This window comes from Campylobacter concisus, from assembly GCF_003049085.1.
Taxonomy (GTDB): domain Bacteria; phylum Campylobacterota; class Campylobacteria; order Campylobacterales; family Campylobacteraceae; genus Campylobacter_A; species Campylobacter_A concisus_H.
The window spans coordinates 389,597-405,565 of record NZ_PIQX01000001.1 but is presented as its reverse complement, the minus strand read 5'-3'; the positions used below and the strand labels follow the sequence as shown (position 1 = coordinate 405,565).

Genomic DNA, 15,969 nt, shown 5'->3' with positions numbered 1-15,969 from the left:
TACAATAAATATAAAATTTTTAAATAAAAAATAATTTGCTAAAATCTTAAATAAAAAATTCTAGCAAATTTATTAATAGCTGAGATAAGAAACCAGAAACTTTAGTCTTCCAAATCGATATCTACTTTTTCGACATTTGTTATGATGTCTTTTGTATTTTTTTCGATATCGTGTTTATTTTTTTCAATAAGTGATCTATTTTGTCCAATCAAATCCCTATTTTCCTTAATGCCATCACTATTTTGTTCAATTAATTTGCTAAGAGTTGATATTCTTTTTTCATAACGTATCATTAGAAAATAAATTACGTAAATTAGTAATAAAATTATTGCCCAAGGTAAAAATTGCATATTAAATCCTTATATATTTTTTGTAATTATAGAAATTTTAGCTTTTAAAAAAAATAAAACCATAAAAATTATACATATTTTATAAATACTTAATGGTGTATTACTGATTTAAATGTAATAAAAATTTGTATTTTTAAATGGCTGTATTTTATGGTTTTAATTTTTATGAATTTTTTTAAAATTTCCCTTGACTTTTACATTGTTTTGATATATAATTGCCACTTCACAAAATAGGTGCTGGTGTAGCTCAGTTGGTAGAGCTACTGCCTTGTAAGCAGTGGGTCGGCGGTTCAAGTCCGTTCACCAGCTCCATTTTTGTAACAGTGTTTGACCAGAAAATACCAAAATACTTTATTAATGTTTAAGGTGAGATACTCAAGCGGCCAACGAGGGCAGACTGTAAATCTGCTGACTATGTCTTCCGTGGTTCGAATCCACGTCTCACCACCATTGTTATGCGGGAGTAGCTCAGTTGGCTAGAGCATCAGCCTTCCAAGCTGAGGGTCGCGGGTTCGAGCCCCGTTTCCCGCTCCAAAATTTGGGAAAATAAACTGGGAGCTGTATCTAGATTTTACTAAACACAGTTATTCCTTACTTTATTTTCAAAATTTTTAGTTGTTTGTATTATTTAATTGGAATCATCTCTGCCAAGCGTTTTTCGCTCATATGGCTCAGAGGTAGAGCACTTCCTTGGTAAGGAAGAGGTCGCGGGTTCAAGTCCCGCTATGAGCTCCACTGGTTAATATGATTTTATTATGATTATACAAATTTGGTAAGAAAAAAGACATATATCACATACGGAGGAAAAGATGGCTAAAGAAAAATTTTCACGTAACAAGCCGCACGTAAACATAGGTACTATTGGTCACGTAGATCATGGTAAAACTACATTAACAGCTGCAATATCTGCTGTTCTTTCACGCAAAGGACTTGCTGAGCTAAAAGATTATGATAATATTGATAATGCTCCAGAAGAAAAAGAGCGTGGTATTACAATTGCTACTTCACATATTGAGTACGAGACAGAGAAACGCCACTATGCCCACGTTGACTGCCCTGGTCACGCTGACTATGTAAAAAATATGATTACAGGTGCTGCGCAAATGGATGGAGCTATTCTGGTTGTTTCTGCAGCTGATGGTCCAATGCCACAAACTAGAGAGCATATTTTATTATCACGCCAAGTTGGTGTTCCATACATTGTTGTTTTCATGAACAAAGCTGATATGGTTGATGATGCAGAGCTACTTGAATTGGTTGAAATGGAAATCCGTGAATTACTTAATGAGTATAATTTCCCAGGCGATGATACACCTATTGTTTCTGGTTCAGCACTTAAAGCTCTTGAAGAGGCAAAAGCTGGTCAAGATGGCGAATGGTCAGCAAAAATTATGGAATTAATGGATGCAGTTGATAGCTATATTCCAACTCCAGTTCGTGCAACAGATAAAGACCTTCTTATGCCAATCGAAGATGTTTTTTCGATTTCAGGTCGTGGTACAGTTGTAACTGGTAGAATCGAAAAAGGTGTTATAAAAGTAGGTGACACAATTGAGATTGTTGGTATTAAGCCAACTCAAACAACAACAGTTACTGGTGTTGAAATGTTTAGAAAAGAGATGGATCAAGGCGAAGCTGGTGATAATGTTGGCGTTCTTCTCCGTGGTACTAAGAAAGAGGATGTTGAGCGTGGTATGGTTCTTTGCAAACCTAAATCAATTACCCCTCATACAAAATTTGAAGGCGAAGTCTACATCTTGACAAAAGAAGAAGGTGGTCGCCATACTCCTTTCTTTAATAACTATAGACCACAATTCTATGTAAGAACAACTGATGTTACTGGTTCAATTACGCTTCCAGAAGGAACAGAGATGGTTATGCCAGGTGATAATGTAAGAATTTCAGTTGAGTTGATTGCTCCAGTAGCACTTGAGGAAGGCACTCGTTTCGCTATCCGTGAAGGTGGCAGGACTGTTGGTTCAGGTGTTGTTTCAAAAATACTTGGTTAATTTATAAAAATTTGTCAAAGGGAGGAGATATCCCTTTGATATCTTAATAAGGACTTATATGAGAATTAAAATTGGTTTAAGATGCTCCGAAAGTGGTGATATAAATTATACAACAACTAAAAATAGTAAAACTACAACGGATAAAGTTGAACTTAAAAAGTATTGCCCAAGATTAAAAAAACATACTATTCATAAAGAAGTTAAATTAAAAAGTTAATTAAGAAGCTATTAGGGCAATAGCTCCAACGGTAGAGCGCTGGATTCCAAATCCAATGGTTGGGGGTTCGAATCCCTCTTGCCCTGCCACGACTAAGGTTAAGATTATGGAAAAAATTATAAATTATATTAGGCTTTCTAAATTGGAAATAATGAAGGTTATCTATCCTACAAAAGAACAAATTAGAAACGCTTTTTTTGCAGTTTTTATCGTAGTTGCTGTTGTATCACTTTTTTTAGCTCTTGTTGATGTTATTATGTCCTTTGTTTTATCTAAAGTTATATGATATAAGGAAAAGAAGTAATGTCACATAAATGGTATGCTATACAGACTTACGCTGGAAGCGAAATGGCAGTAAAAAGAGGAATTGAAAATTTAGTAAAAGATCATGGAATAGAAGATCAACTAAAAGAAATTATAGTTCCTACAGAAGACGTAATAGAAATAAAAAATGGTAAGCAAAAAATCAACGAAAGAACTCTTTATCCAGGTTATGCTTTTGCATGCTTAGATCTTGATACGGCTCTTTGGCACAGGATTCAATCTTTACCAAAAGTTGGACGTTTTATTGGTGAGGCCAAAAAACCTACGCCATTATCTGAAAAAGATATAAATACTATTTTGGAAAAAGTTCAAAAAAGAGCTGCACCAAAACCTAAGATATTTTTTGAGGATGGTGAGAGTGTTCGTATAACAGAAGGTCCTTTTGCTAACTTTACAGGTATTGTGGAAGAATATGACATGATACATGGTAAACTTAGACTTAATGTTTCTATTTTTGGTAGAAGTACCCCTGTTGATATTTTGTATTCACAAGTTGAGAAGATAATTTAAGGAGCAAGAAATGGCTAAAAAAGTTATAGGTGAAATAAAATTACAAATTGCTGCAACAAAAGCAAATCCTAGTCCACCAGTTGGTCCAGCTCTTGGACAAAAAGGTGTTAATATTATGGAATTTTGTAAAGCCTTTAATGAAAGAACAAAAGACATGGTTGGATTTAATATTCCAGTTGTTATAACTGTTTATGCTGATAAAAGTTTTACATTTATTACAAAACAGCCTCCTGCTACAGATCTTATTAAAAAGGCTGCAGGTATAACAAAAGGAACTGATAATCCTTTAAAAAATAAAGTAGGCAAACTAACAAAAGCTCAAGTTTTAGAAATAGTTGAGAAAAAACTTGTTGATTTAAATACAAATGATAAAGAGCAAGCAGCTAAAATTATTGCTGGTTCAGCTCGATCAATGGGTGTCGAAGTAATAGACTAAAACCTTTACCGTCAGGTTGATTAGCAAAAGACGGAAGCAATATATATGCGGAGAAATTTATGGGAAAAACTAGTAAGAGATTTCAAGAATTGCTCAAAAAAGTAGAGCAAGATAAAATTTATAACCTTAGTGAGGCTATTGATACAGTCAAAACTCTAGCTTCTGCTAAATTTAATGAAACAGTTGAGATTGCATTAAAATTAAATGTTGATCCAAGACATGCTGATCAAATGGTTCGTGGTTCAGTAGTTTTACCAGCTGGTACAGGTAAAACTGTAAGAGTTGCTGTTATTGCTAAAGATGCTAAAGCTGATGAGGCTAAAGTAGCTGGTGCTGATATTGTTGGTGCAGATGATTTGGTCGAAGATATTCAAAAAGGTATAATGAATTTTGATGTTCTTATAGCTACTCCAAACCTAATGGGTCTCGTAGGTAAGGTCGGTAGAATTTTAGGACCAAAAGGATTAATGCCAAATCCAAAAACTGGTACAGTCACAATGGATGTTGCACAAGCTGTTAATAATGCAAAAAGTGGTCAAGTAAATTTCCGTGTTGATAAGCAAGGAAATATACATGCAGGTCTTGGTAAAGTTAATTTTACTAAAGAACAATTAAATGAAAATATTTCAACATTTATTAAAGCGATCAATAAACATAAGCCTGCAACCGCAAAGGGTAGATATGTTAAAAATGCTTCGTTGTCTTTGACAATGAGCCCATCTATAGCTCTTGATACTCAAGAAGTTATGGACTTAAAATAAAACTAAAAATTAAAATTTATATCTTAGATTGGAGATAGCCGAGGCCATTGGGCTTAATTGATTCGACCCGCTCTGCTTGAAATCGCCGGTCGGAAAGGAGAAAAAGTGACACGTAACGAAAAAACTGAAGTTGTTGCAAAATTAGAGAGTGAATTTAAAACTGCTGAAGCTATTATAGTTTGTGACTATCGTGGCCTTTCAGTAAAGAAACTTGAAGTTTTAAGAAATTCTGCTAAAGAACAAAATGTAAAAGTTCAGGTTATTAAAAATACTCTTGCAAATATTGCTCTTAAAAATTCTGATAAAGTCGGAATGGAACTCAAAGATACAAATATCTATCTTTGGAGTGAAGATCAATTAGCAGTAACTAAAGTAGCCGCAAAATTTGAAGAGTCTAATGCTGATCTTTTTAAAATAAAAACAGCTTATATTGATGGCGAAGTTGCTAGCGTTGATAAAGTTAAAGCTCTATCTAAAATGCCTAGCCGTGATGAGCTTATTGCGATGCTTTTACAAGTTTGGAATGCGCCAATTCAAAATTTTACAATTGGTTTGAATGCGCTTAAAGAGAAAAAAGAACAATCAGCTTAAATTAAATTAAAAAACAATAAGGATTAAAAATGGCAATTACTAAAGAAGATGTATTAGAGTTTATATCTAATCTTTCTGTACTTGAGCTTAGTGAACTTGTAAAAGAGTTCGAAGAGAAATTTGGTGTTAGTGCAGCTCCTGTAATGGTAGCTGGTGGTGCTGTTGCAGCAGGCGGTGCAGCAGCTGCAGCAGAGGAAAAAACAGAATTTAACATTGTTTTGGTTGATTCTGGTGATAAGAAAATCAATGTTATTAAAGTTGTTAGAGCGCTTACTGGTCTTGGTCTTAAAGAAGCTAAAGATGCAGTTGAGGGAACACCATCTGTTCTTAAAGAAGGCGTTAGCAAAGATGAGGCTGAGGCAGCTAAAAAAGAGCTTGAAGAAGCTGGTGCTAAGGTTGAACTTAAATAATTTTTTATTATTTGAGCTTAATATTTCAAGAGAGGGCAAAGGCTCTCTCTTTTTTAAATTTTAGATGCCTTGTTAAAAGGCTATACTTTTCTTTCAAAATTACCACGAGGTAGATGCAATGTTAAATAGCTTATACTCAGGAAATCGTCTTAGAGTTGACTTCTCTAATGTCGTTAAAGAGATAGACGTTCCGAACCTACTACAACTACAAAAAAAGAGCTTTGATAATTTTTTAAATCTAAATAACAATCAAACTGAAAGCGGTATCGAAAAAGTTTTTAAGTCGATTTTCCCTATACATGATCCGCAAAATCGTTTGACTTTAGAGTATGTTGGCTCAGAAATTGGAAAACCAAAATATACGATCAGAGAGTGTATAGAAAGAGGTCTTACATACTCTGTAAATTTAAAGATGAAAATACGTCTTATCGTTCATGAGAAAGATGATAAGACAGGTGATAAAGTCGGTGTTAAAGATATAAAAGAACAAGAAATTTTTATACGCGAAATTCCACTAATGACTGATAGAATTTCATTTATTATAAATGGTGTTGAGCGCGTTGTTGTAAATCAACTCCACAGAAGTCCAGGTGTTATTTTTAAACAAGAAGAGAGCGCGACTGTTGCAAATAAATTAATTTATACAGCTCAAATAATACCTGATCGTGGCTCTTGGCTACATTTCGAATATGACACAAAAGATATTTTATATGTTAGGATAAATAAACGTAGAAAAGTGCCAGTAACTATATTATTTAGGGCGCTTGGATATAAAAAGCAAGACATCATTAAGTTGTTTTATCCAATACAAAATTTAATTATTAAAAATAACAAATTCTTAACTCTTTTTAATCCTGAAGATTATTTGGGAAGAGTTGAATATGATATAAAAAACGAAGATGGAGAAATTCTTCACCAAGCGGGCAAGCGTCTTACTAAGAAAAAAGCTGACAAGTTGATCGAGGATGGAGTAAAATTTGTTGAATACCCAGTTGAAGCACTTATTGGTAGATATTTGGCAAACCCTGTAATAAATACAGAGAGTGGAGAAATTTTATATGATACACTATCTGCTCTTGACGAGAATAAACTTGCAAAGATTTTAGCTGAGTATGAAAGTATTGAGATTATAAATAACTCTGCTGCTGGTGTTGATGATGCGATTATAAATTCTTTCATAGCTGACAACGATATGCTTAAGGTTTTAAAACAAACTGAGGGCGTGGATGACGAAAATGATCTTGCGGCTATTAGAATTTATAAGGTCATGAGACCAGGAGAGCCAGTTGTTAAAGAGGCTGCAAAGAGTTTTGTAAATGATATGCTATTTAACCCTGAGAGATACGATTTAACAAAAGTTGGTCGTATGAAAATGAATCATAAGCTCTCACTTGATGTACCAGAATATGTTACTTTACTAACAAGTGAAGATATCATAAAAACTGCAAAATATCTTATAAAAGTTAAAAATGGACAAGGTCACATTGATGACCGAGATCATCTTGGTAATCGTCGTATAAGGTCAATTGGTGAGTTACTCGCTAGCGAACTTCACCTCGGTTTTGTAAAGATGCAAAAGGCTATCCGCGATAAATTTACAAGTTTAAGTAATAATACCGAAGAGATTATGCCATACGACCTCATTAATCCAAAAATGATTACTGCTACGATTATGGAATTTTTCACAGGTGGACAATTAAGCCAGTTTATGGATCAGACAAACCCACTTAGTGAAGTTACTCACAAGCGCCGTCTATCTGCGCTTGGCGAGGGCGGCTTAGTAAAAGAGCGTGCTGGCTTTGAGGTGCGTGACGTTCACCCAACCCACTACGGTAGAATTTGTCCGGTTGAGACTCCAGAAGGTCAAAATATTGGTCTTATCAATACACTTTCAACCTATGCAAAAGTGAACGATCTTGGCTTTGTTGAAGCACCTTACAAAAAAGTTGTAGATGGCAAAGTGACTGATGAGATAGTTTATTTAACCGCAACTCAAGAAGAGGGCAATGTTATAGCTCCAGCATCAACTAAACTTGATGAAAATGGACACATCGTTGAGGACTTGATTGAGGTTAGAAAAGATGGCGAGATGATGCTTGCGCGTAGAGAAGATGTTACTCTGATCGACCTTTGTTCTGGTATGATAGCTGGTGTTGCGGCTTCACTTATTCCATTCCTAGAGCATGATGATGCTAACCGTGCTCTCATGGGCTCAAACATGCAACGTCAGGCAGTGCCACTACTTCGCTCAACTGCTCCTATTGTTGGAACAGGTATGGAAAGCGTTATCGCAAGAGATGCATGGGAAAGCGTAAAAGCAAAACGTAGTGGTGTGGTTGAAAAGGTTGATAATAAAAATATATTCATTTTAGGCGAAGACGAAGCTGGTCCATATATCGATCACTACTCTTTGGAGAAAAATTTAAGAACAAACCAAAATACGACTTTTTCTCAACATCCGATAGTTAAAAAAGGTGATGAAATCGTTGCCGGTCAAATAATTGCTGACGGTCCAAGTATGGAAAAAGGCGAGCTAGCGATTGGTAAAAACGCACTAATAGCATTTATGCCTTGGAATGGCTATAACTACGAAGACGCGATCGTCATTAGTGAAAAAATGATACGTGAAGACGCCTTTACAAGTGTTCATATCTATGAAAAAGAGATCGAGGCTCGTGAGCTAAAAGATGGCGTTGAAGAGATAACAAAAGATATACCAAACGTCAAAGAAGAGGAGCTTATGCACCTTGATGAGAGCGGTATTGTCAAAATTGGTACAGAGATCAAACCTGGCATGATTCTTGTTGGCAAAGTATCTCCAAAAGGCGAAGTTAAACCAACTCCAGAAGAAAGATTACTACGTGCGATCTTTGGTGAAAAGGCTGGCCACGTGGTAAATAAATCGCTCTACGCTTCAGCTTCGATGGAAGGCGTGGTTGTTGATGTTAAAATTTTCACCAAAAAAGGTTATGAAAAAGATAGCAGAACAAATAAAGCTTACGAAGAAGAGAAGACTCTTTTAGAAAAAGAACATCACGATAGACTACTTATGCTAGACCGCGAAGAGATGCTAAAAGTTACAGCACTTCTTTCTAAAAATCCACTAGCAAGTGATCAAGAGGTAAATAAAAAAGAGTATAAAAAGGGCTCAAAGATCAATAAGGCCGATCTTGAAAATATAAATAGGTTTACTCTAAATGCTATCGTTAAAAGCTTTTCAAAAGATATCCAAAAGAAATATGACGAGCTAAAAAATTACTTCCAAAATGAGAAGAAAAAGCTCAAAGAAGAGCACGATGCTAAGATAGAAATTTTAGAAAAAGATGACATTTTACCAAGCGGCGTTGTAAAACTTGTAAAAGTTTATATAGCTACAAAACGCAAACTAAAAGTCGGCGATAAGATGGCTGGACGTCACGGCAACAAAGGTATCGTTTCAAATATAGTAAGAGAAGTCGATATGCCGTATCTTCCAAGCGGTCAGATTGTAGACATCGTGCTAAACCCACTTGGCGTTCCAAGCCGTATGAACATCGGTCAAATTTTAGAGAGCCACCTTGGTCTTGTTGGCTACCGCTTAGGCGAACAGATAAATGAAATTTTTGAAACCAAAAAAGGCGAGTGGATAAAAGAGCTAAGAGCTAAGATGATAGAGATAGCAGGTGTTGCTAAGCTAATGGACGCTAAAAAAGCTCTTGGCAAGATGAGTGACGAGAAGCTTCTTGAATATGCAAAAGATTGGAGTAATGGCGTAAGATTTGCAACTCCAATTTTTGAAGGCGTTAAGGCTGACGAATTTGCAAAACTATTTGAGATGGCAAAGATAGATAGCGATGGTAAAACCGAGCTATATGACGGACGCACAGGCTCAAAGATAAGAGAACGTGTTAATGTTGGTTGTATGTATATGCTAAAACTTCACCACTTGGTTGATGAAAAAGTTCACGCAAGAAGCACTGGACCATATAGCCTTGTTACACAGCAACCTGTCGGCGGTAAGGCGCTATTTGGTGGTCAAAGATTTGGTGAGATGGAGGTTTGGGCACTTGAGGCTTATGGTGCCGCTCATACACTAAGAGAGATGCTAACTGTAAAATCAGATGATGTTGAGGGAAGACTTTCTGCTTACAAAGCTTTAACAAGAGGTGAAAACGTTCCTGAGACTGGTATCCCTGAGACGTTCTTTGTTCTAACAAACGAGCTAAAATCACTAGCTCTTGATGTAGAAGTATATGATGAGGATGAGACAAATGAAACTAACTAATTTAAAACCAGTTGAGATAAAAGAAGAGCATAGACCTCGTGATTTTGAAGCTTTTCAACTTCGTTTAGCAAGTCCTGAGAAGATAAAATCTTGGAGTTATGGTGAGGTTAAAAAACCAGAAACTATCAACTACCGCACGCTAAAACCTGAGCGTGACGGCTTATTTTGTGCGAAAATTTTTGGACCGATCCGTGACTACGAGTGCCTTTGCGGCAAATATAAAAAGATGCGTTATAAAGGCATTAAGTGTGAAAAGTGCGGCGTTGAAGTAACGACATCTAAAGTTCGCCGCTCTCGCATGGGTCACATCGAGCTTGTAACTCCAGTGGCTCACATCTGGTATGTAAATTTCTTGCCAAGCCGTATTGGTGCGCTTCTTGGTATTAAGATGAAAGATCTTGAGCGCGTACTTTACTATGAGGCATATATTGTTGATAATGCTGGTGAGGCTTATTACGACAATGAAAATTCTAAAAAAGTTGAAAAATACGACGTTTTAAATGAAGAACAATATCAAAGCCTAGCTTCAAGATACGAAGAGACTGGTTTTACAGCTAGAATGGGTGGTGAGGTCATCTATGATATGCTAGCCGAGCTTGATTTGATGGAAATTTTAAATCAACTAAAAGAAGAGATGGAGTCTACAAATTCTGAGGCCAAGAAAAAGACTATAGTAAAACGCCTAAAAGTTATCGAGAGCTTTTTAAATTCAGGCAACCGTCCAGAGTGGATGATGATAACAAATTTGCCAGTTCTTCCACCTGATCTTAGACCGCTAGTCAGCCTTGATGGTGGTAAATTTGCTGTTTCAGACGTAAATGACCTATATCGCCGCGTAATAAACAGAAATAGCCGTCTAAAACGTCTACTTGAGCTTGATGCACCTGAGATCATTATCAGAAATGAAAAGAGAATGCTTCAAGAAGCTGTTGATGCGCTATTTGATAATGGCCGCAGAGCAAATGCAGTAAAAGGTGCAAATAAGCGCCCACTAAAATCACTAAGCGAGATCATCAAAGGTAAGCAAGGTCGCTTCCGTCAGAATTTGCTAGGTAAGCGTGTTGACTTCTCTGGACGTTCTGTTATCGTCGTTGGTCCAAAGCTAAAGATGGATCAGTGCGGTCTTCCAAAGAAAATGGCTCTAGAGCTATTTAAACCACATTTGCTTGCTCGCCTTGAAGAAAAAGGCTATGCGACAACTGTTAAGCAAGCTAAAAAGATGATAGAAGATAAGACAAATGAGGTTTGGGAGTGCTTAGAAGAGGTAGTTAAAGACTATCCAGTTATGCTAAACCGTGCTCCGACACTTCACAAGCTTTCCATCCAAGCGTTTCACCCAGTGCTTGTTGAGGGCAAGGCGATTCAGCTTCACCCACTAGTTTGTGCGGCGTTCAACGCAGATTTTGACGGTGACCAAATGGCTGTTCACGTACCACTATCGCAGGAAGCTATCGCTGAGTGCAAAATTTTGATGCTTAGTTCAATGAACATCTTGCTTCCTGCAAGCGGTAAGGCTATCACAGTTCCTTCACAAGATATGGTTTTAGGAATTTATTATTTAAGCCTAGAGAGAAATGACGAAAAAGGCGCAAATAAAATTTTCTCAAGCGTTGATGAAGTAATGATCGCTGAAGAGGCTAATACTCTTGGTCTTCACGCTAAAATCAAAACAATGGTTGATAACAAGATCATCTTTACAACAGCTGGTCGCTTGATTTTAAGAGCCATACTTCCTGATTTTGTTCCTGAAAATATGTGGAATAAGATCATGAAGAAAAAAGACATTGCAAATTTGGTTGATTATGTTTATAGAAATGGCGGTCTTGAAGTAACGGCTGACTTCCTTGATAAGCTTAAAAATTTAGGCTTTAGATATGCAACAAAAGCAGGAATTTCTATCTCTATTGCTGATATCATCGTACCTGATAGCAAGCAAAAATATATTGACGAAGCTAAGAAAAAAGTTCGAGAAATTCAAAAGCAATACGGCGCTGGTCTTTTAACAGATAGTGAGAGATACAACAAGATCATTGATATCTGGACAGATACAAACAACAGCGTTGCAAGCGAGATGATGAAACTTATCCAAAATGATAAGGGCGGATTTAACTCGATTTATATGATGGCAGACTCAGGTGCGAGAGGTAGTGCAGCACAAATTCGCCAGCTAGCTGGTATGCGTGGTCTTATGGCAAAACCTGATGGTTCGATCATCGAAACGCCTATCATTTCAAACTTCCGTGAAGGTCTAAACATAATGGAGTACTTCAACTCAACCCACGGAGCTAGAAAAGGTCTTGCAGATACAGCGCTAAAAACCGCTAACGCCGGTTACTTAACAAGAAAACTAATCGATGTTGCTCAAAATGTTAAAGTCACAATGCATGACTGCGGTACGCACGAGGGTGTTGAAATTACAGATATTACAGAGAGTGGCGAGCTAATAGAAAGCCTTGAAGAAAGAGTATTAGGCCGTGTTTTAGCAGATGATGTGATCGATCCTATAACAAATGAAATTTTATTTAGCGAAGGCACGCTACTTGATGAAGAAAAAGCTAGAGCTATAACTGAGGCTGGTATAAAATCAGTAAGCATTAGAACACCTATCACGTGCAAGGCACCAAAAGGCGTTTGTGCAAAATGCTACGGCTTAAACTTGGGTGAGGGCAAACTTGTAAAACCAGGTGAAGCAGTTGGTATCATTTCAGCTCAATCTATCGGTGAGCCAGGTACACAGCTAACACTAAGAACATTCCACATCGGTGGTACGGCTTCTACTGAGCAACAAGATCGTCAAGTAATCGCCCAAAAAGAGGGATTCATCAGATATTATAACCTTAATACTTATGATAATGGCGATAAGAAGATCGTTGCAAATAGAAGAAGCGCGGCTGTACTACTTGTTGAGCCAAAGATTAAATCAACGATTGACGGCAAAATAGAGATCGAATATGCCCACGAAGATGTAAATATCGTGATAAAAGGTAAAAAAGAAGAGGTTAAATATACAATTAGAAGAAATGATCTTGCTAAGCCAAATGAATTAGCTGGTGTTAGCGGAAAGATCGAAGGAAAGATGTATATACCTTATGTAAGTGGCGATAAGGTAAAAGAGAATGAAAGTATCGTTGAGATCATAAAAGAGGGTTGGAATATCCCAAATCGTATCCCATACGCTAGTGAACTTAAAATTTCAGACGGAGATCCTGTAACTCGTAAAATTTTAGCCGACGCAAATGGTGTGGTTAAATTTTTCATATTAAAAGGTGATTATCTTGATAGGGTTAAAGATATCAAAAAAGGTCACAAAGTAACTGAAAAAGGTTTCTTTGTAGTTGTTTCTGATAAAGATGGACGTGAGGCGGTTCGCCACTATATCCCAAGAAATTCTATCATCCAAGTTTCTGATAATGATGCAGTTGAGAGAGCGACAGTAGTCTCATTGCCTGAAAAAGATGATAAGTTGATTATTGCTGAGTGGGACCCATATTCAACTCCAACTATTGCTGAAGAAGCTGGTGTGGTTAGCTTTGAGGATATTGAGCCAGGATATAGTGCGACTGAGCAAGCAGATGAGGCGACTGGACAAAGACGTCTTGTTATCAATGAGTATTTGCCAAGCGGTGTAAAACCTGCGATTATTATCGCTACTAAAAAAGGAAATTTAATTAAGTATCCGCTTGATCCAAAAACTGCGATCTTTGTCTCAAGTGGTGATGAAGTAGCTCAGGCTGATATTTTGGCTAAGACTCCAAAAGCTGTCGCTAAGTCAAAAGATATCACCGGTGGTCTTCCAAGAGTTAGTGAGCTATTTGAAGCAAGACGCCCTAAAAATACAGCTATCGTTGCAGAGATTGATGGTGTGGTTAGATTTGACAAGCCACTTCGCTCAAAAGAGCGCATAATCATCCAAGCTGAAGATGGCACAACTGCTGAGTATCTGATCGAGAAAAGTCGTCAGATCCAAGTAAGAGACGGGGAATTTGTCCATGCTGGCGAGAAACTAACTGATGGACTAATTTCAAGCCATGATATTTTAAGAATTCTTGGCGAAAAAGCGCTTCATTATTATTTGATTAGCGAGATTCAACAAGTTTATCGTCGCCAAGGTGTTGCGATCGCTGATAAACATATCGAGATCATCGTATCACAAATGCTTCGCCAAGTTAAAATTGTTGATAGTGGAAATACAAATTTCATAGTTGGCGATATGGTTTCAAGAAATAAATTTAAAGAAGAGAATGAGCGCATCATGAACATGGGCGGTGAACCAGCTATTGCTGAGCCGATCCTATTAGGTGTTACAAGAGCGGCTATCGGAAGTGATAGTGTGATCTCTGCTGCATCGTTCCAAGAGACAACTAAGGTCTTAACAGAAGCATCGATTGCTGCTAAATTTGACTATCTTGAGGATCTAAAAGAGAACGTTATCCTTGGACGTATGATCCCAGTTGGAACTGGTTTTTATAAGGATAAAAAAGTAAAAATCAAAGAAAACTAATACTTCAAGCCCCTATTTTTGGGGCTTAACCTCTTTATAGAATTAAATCAATTAAAAATTTACAAGCTATTAACTGTCACCTAATAAAATCCTTATCTTTAAATCACATCATGGAGAATTTATGAAAAACGTTGATCTTGGACTTTTATTTATACGTTTAGGACTTGGTATCTGCCTTTTTATGCATGGTTTTGGTAAAATTTTACATGGACTTAGTGGGGTAAAAGGTATATTAGTAAATGCTGGTTTGCCTGGATTTTTGGCATATTTTTCTTACCTTGGAGAGGTCTTAGCACCAATTATGTTAATTATTGGTTTTTATTCAAGAGTGGGTGCTATCCTAGTTTTAGGCACTAGTATTACTATTTTATACTCGTACTATGGATTTACAAATTTATTTGCATTAAATGAGGTTAATGGCTTTAAATCGGAACTTATCTATCTTTATATTGCTATTTCACTTTGTATTCTTTTGATAGGTAGTGGCAAATATGCTGTCAAACAAGATTAATACAAAATAAAGACAGCAGAGTTTTTATAAAATCAAGAATTAGATGAGTAAGTCTAACTTATTAACCGTTATTTAAGTTTATTTTAAATAAAATTAGGTCTTTTTAATAAATTTAGTTGAAAGGAATTATTGTGCCAACCATAAATCAATTGGTCAGAAAAGAACGCAAGAAAGTGACTGTTAAGTCAAAATCTCCAGCGTTAAAAGAGTGCCCTCAAAGAAGAGGAGTTTGCACTAGGGTTTATACTACAACTCCTAAAAAACCAAACTCAGCTTTGAGGAAAGTTGCCAAAGTCAGGCTTACAAGCGGTTTTGAAGTCATCAGCTATATCGGTGGTGAAGGTCATAACCTACAAGAACACAGTATCGTTTTAGTTCGCGGCGGTAGAGTTAAAGACTTACCAGGTGTTAAATATCACATCGTTCGTGGTGCACTTGATACTGCTGGTGTTGCAAAAAGAACAGTTTCTCGTTCTAAATATGGTGCTAAACGCCCTAAAGCTGGCGCTGCAGCTGCAACAAAAAAGTAAAAATTTAGGTTCGCAGACGTTGCTAAAATTTGCAAACGTTTGAGTAAAATTTCATAAAAATTTGAAGGAAAGATCAAAATGAGAAGAAGAAAAGCCCCTGTAAGGGAAGTCTTACCTGATCCGATTTACGGAAATAAAATAATCACTAAATTTATTAATTCTCTTATGTATGATGGCAAAAAAAGCGTCGCTACTGAGATAATGTATGGTGCTATTAAAGCCATAGAAAAGAAAAATGCTGAGGTTAAAGGCATCGACGTTTTTAACGATGCTATTGAAAATGTAAAACCTATTTTAGAAGTTAAATCACGCCGTGTTGGTGGTGCTACTTATCAAGTACCAGTTGAGGTTCGCCCAGCTCGCCAACAAGCTCTTGCTATCCGCTGGCTTATAACTTACGCTAGAAAAAGAAGCGAAAGAACTATGATAGATAAACTAGCGAATGAGCTCTTAGATGCGGCAAACTCAAAAGGTGCATCTTTCAAGAAGAAGGAAGATACTTACAAGATGGCAGAGGCTAATAAAGCATTTGCTCACTACCGCTGGTAAGAAAGA

At 36.7% G+C, this 15,969-nt stretch carries 14 protein-coding genes and 5 tRNA genes; 18 read left to right on the top strand and 1 reads right to left on the bottom strand.

Features of this window, described 5'->3' with window-relative positions; translation table 11 throughout:
• Window positions 1-101: 101 nt before the first annotated feature.
• Window positions 102-350 carry a hypothetical protein gene (locus CVT13_RS02085; protein ID WP_021090800.1) on the bottom strand — a complete coding sequence of 83 codons (249 nt, stop codon included), beginning with the start codon at window positions 348-350 and terminating at the stop codon, window positions 102-104.
• Between the two features lie 236 nt (window positions 351-586).
• Here CVT13_RS02085 and CVT13_RS02080 point away from each other — a divergent pair.
• The 18 genes from CVT13_RS02080 (at window position 587) to rpsG (ending at window position 15,963) form a co-directional block, all read left to right on the top strand.
• Window positions 587-662, top strand: a tRNA-Thr gene (locus tag CVT13_RS02080).
• Between the two features lie 53 nt (window positions 663-715).
• Window positions 716-800 (top strand) — tRNA-Tyr (locus tag CVT13_RS02075).
• 7 nt (window positions 801-807) lie between these two features.
• Window positions 808-884: transfer RNA gene (locus tag CVT13_RS02070), tRNA-Gly, on the top strand.
• A 126-nt stretch (window positions 885-1,010) separates the two neighbouring features.
• Window positions 1,011-1,085 (top strand) — tRNA-Thr (locus tag CVT13_RS02065).
• A gap of 74 nt (window positions 1,086-1,159) precedes the next feature.
• Window positions 1,160-2,359: an elongation factor Tu gene (gene tuf / locus CVT13_RS02060; protein WP_021090663.1), complete on the top strand. Its 1,200-nt coding sequence runs from the start codon at window positions 1,160-1,162 to the stop codon at window positions 2,357-2,359.
• Between the two features lie 58 nt (window positions 2,360-2,417).
• Window positions 2,418-2,576, top strand: coding sequence for a 50S ribosomal protein L33 (rpmG, locus tag CVT13_RS02055; RefSeq protein WP_107793184.1), 159 nt, complete (start codon window positions 2,418-2,420; stop codon window positions 2,574-2,576).
• Between the two features lie 13 nt (window positions 2,577-2,589).
• Window positions 2,590-2,665, top strand: a tRNA-Trp gene (locus CVT13_RS02050).
• A 17-nt stretch (window positions 2,666-2,682) separates the two neighbouring features.
• A complete protein-coding gene (gene secE / locus CVT13_RS02045) occupies window positions 2,683-2,862 on the top strand; it encodes a preprotein translocase subunit SecE (protein ID WP_035167317.1) in 180 nt (59 codons plus the stop codon).
• Between the two features lie 17 nt (window positions 2,863-2,879).
• On the top strand, window positions 2,880-3,410 hold the full coding sequence (gene nusG, locus CVT13_RS02040) for a transcription termination/antitermination protein NusG (RefSeq protein ID WP_021090793.1): 531 nt from the start codon (window positions 2,880-2,882) through the stop codon (window positions 3,408-3,410).
• A gap of 10 nt (window positions 3,411-3,420) precedes the next feature.
• Entirely contained in the window at window positions 3,421-3,846 is a 426-nt protein-coding gene (gene rplK, locus CVT13_RS02035) for a 50S ribosomal protein L11 (protein ID WP_084040690.1), read from the top strand.
• Between the two features lie 59 nt (window positions 3,847-3,905).
• Window positions 3,906-4,607: a 50S ribosomal protein L1 gene (gene rplA, locus CVT13_RS02030; RefSeq protein ID WP_107793183.1), complete on the top strand. Its 702-nt coding sequence runs from the start codon at window positions 3,906-3,908 to the stop codon at window positions 4,605-4,607.
• A gap of 105 nt (window positions 4,608-4,712) precedes the next feature.
• The gene (rplJ, locus tag CVT13_RS02025) at window positions 4,713-5,198 is read left to right on the top strand and encodes a 50S ribosomal protein L10 (protein ID WP_072594865.1); all 486 of its coding nucleotides are present in this window, start codon (window positions 4,713-4,715) and stop codon (window positions 5,196-5,198) included.
• A gap of 29 nt (window positions 5,199-5,227) precedes the next feature.
• Entirely contained in the window at window positions 5,228-5,608 is a 381-nt protein-coding gene (gene rplL / locus CVT13_RS02020; RefSeq protein ID WP_021090592.1) for a 50S ribosomal protein L7/L12, read from the top strand.
• A gap of 118 nt (window positions 5,609-5,726) precedes the next feature.
• Window positions 5,727-9,872, top strand: a complete 4,146-nt coding sequence (gene rpoB / locus CVT13_RS02015; RefSeq protein ID WP_107811428.1) for a DNA-directed RNA polymerase subunit beta — start codon at window positions 5,727-5,729, stop codon at window positions 9,870-9,872.
• The gene (gene rpoC / locus CVT13_RS02010) at window positions 9,859-14,373 is read left to right on the top strand and encodes a DNA-directed RNA polymerase subunit beta' (RefSeq protein ID WP_021091033.1); all 4,515 of its coding nucleotides are present in this window, start codon (window positions 9,859-9,861) and stop codon (window positions 14,371-14,373) included. Before rpoB ends, rpoC begins: the two co-directional genes overlap by 14 nt.
• A 121-nt stretch (window positions 14,374-14,494) precedes the next feature.
• Window positions 14,495-14,884, top strand: coding sequence for a DoxX family protein (locus CVT13_RS02005; RefSeq protein ID WP_107811427.1), 390 nt, complete (start codon window positions 14,495-14,497; stop codon window positions 14,882-14,884).
• Between the two features lie 131 nt (window positions 14,885-15,015).
• Window positions 15,016-15,414, top strand: a complete 399-nt coding sequence (gene rpsL / locus CVT13_RS02000; RefSeq protein ID WP_021090705.1) for a 30S ribosomal protein S12 — start codon at window positions 15,016-15,018, stop codon at window positions 15,412-15,414.
• Window positions 15,415-15,492: 78 nt separating this feature from the next.
• Window positions 15,493-15,963, top strand: coding sequence for a 30S ribosomal protein S7 (gene rpsG / locus CVT13_RS01995; protein ID WP_021090980.1), 471 nt, complete (start codon window positions 15,493-15,495; stop codon window positions 15,961-15,963).
• Window positions 15,964-15,969: the final 6 nt, after the last annotated feature.

What these genes read in the sequence shown, in the direction of transcription:
- rplK (WP_084040690.1), top strand. Translation starts at nt 3,421, where the DNA reads ATGGCTAAAAAAGTTATAGGTGAAATAAAATTACAAATTGCTGCAACA.
- rplL (WP_021090592.1), top strand. Translation starts at nt 5,228, where the DNA reads ATGGCAATTACTAAAGAAGATGTATTAGAGTTTATATCTAATCTTTCT.
- rpmG (WP_107793184.1), top strand. Translation starts at nt 2,418, where the DNA reads ATGAGAATTAAAATTGGTTTAAGATGCTCCGAAAGTGGTGATATAAAT.
- rpoB (WP_107811428.1), top strand. Translation starts at nt 5,727, where the DNA reads ATGTTAAATAGCTTATACTCAGGAAATCGTCTTAGAGTTGACTTCTCT.
- rpsG (WP_021090980.1), top strand. Translation starts at nt 15,493, where the DNA reads ATGAGAAGAAGAAAAGCCCCTGTAAGGGAAGTCTTACCTGATCCGATT.
- rpoC (WP_021091033.1), top strand. Translation starts at nt 9,859, where the DNA reads ATGAAACTAACTAATTTAAAACCAGTTGAGATAAAAGAAGAGCATAGA.
- tuf (WP_021090663.1), top strand. Translation starts at nt 1,160, where the DNA reads ATGGCTAAAGAAAAATTTTCACGTAACAAGCCGCACGTAAACATAGGT.
- CVT13_RS02005 (WP_107811427.1), top strand. Translation starts at nt 14,495, where the DNA reads ATGAAAAACGTTGATCTTGGACTTTTATTTATACGTTTAGGACTTGGT.
- rplA (WP_107793183.1), top strand. Translation starts at nt 3,906, where the DNA reads ATGGGAAAAACTAGTAAGAGATTTCAAGAATTGCTCAAAAAAGTAGAG.
- nusG (WP_021090793.1), top strand. Translation starts at nt 2,880, where the DNA reads ATGTCACATAAATGGTATGCTATACAGACTTACGCTGGAAGCGAAATG.
- CVT13_RS02085 (WP_021090800.1), bottom strand. Translation starts at nt 350, where the DNA reads ATGCAATTTTTACCTTGGGCAATAATTTTATTACTAATTTACGTAATT.
- secE (WP_035167317.1), top strand. Translation starts at nt 2,683, where the DNA reads ATGGAAAAAATTATAAATTATATTAGGCTTTCTAAATTGGAAATAATG.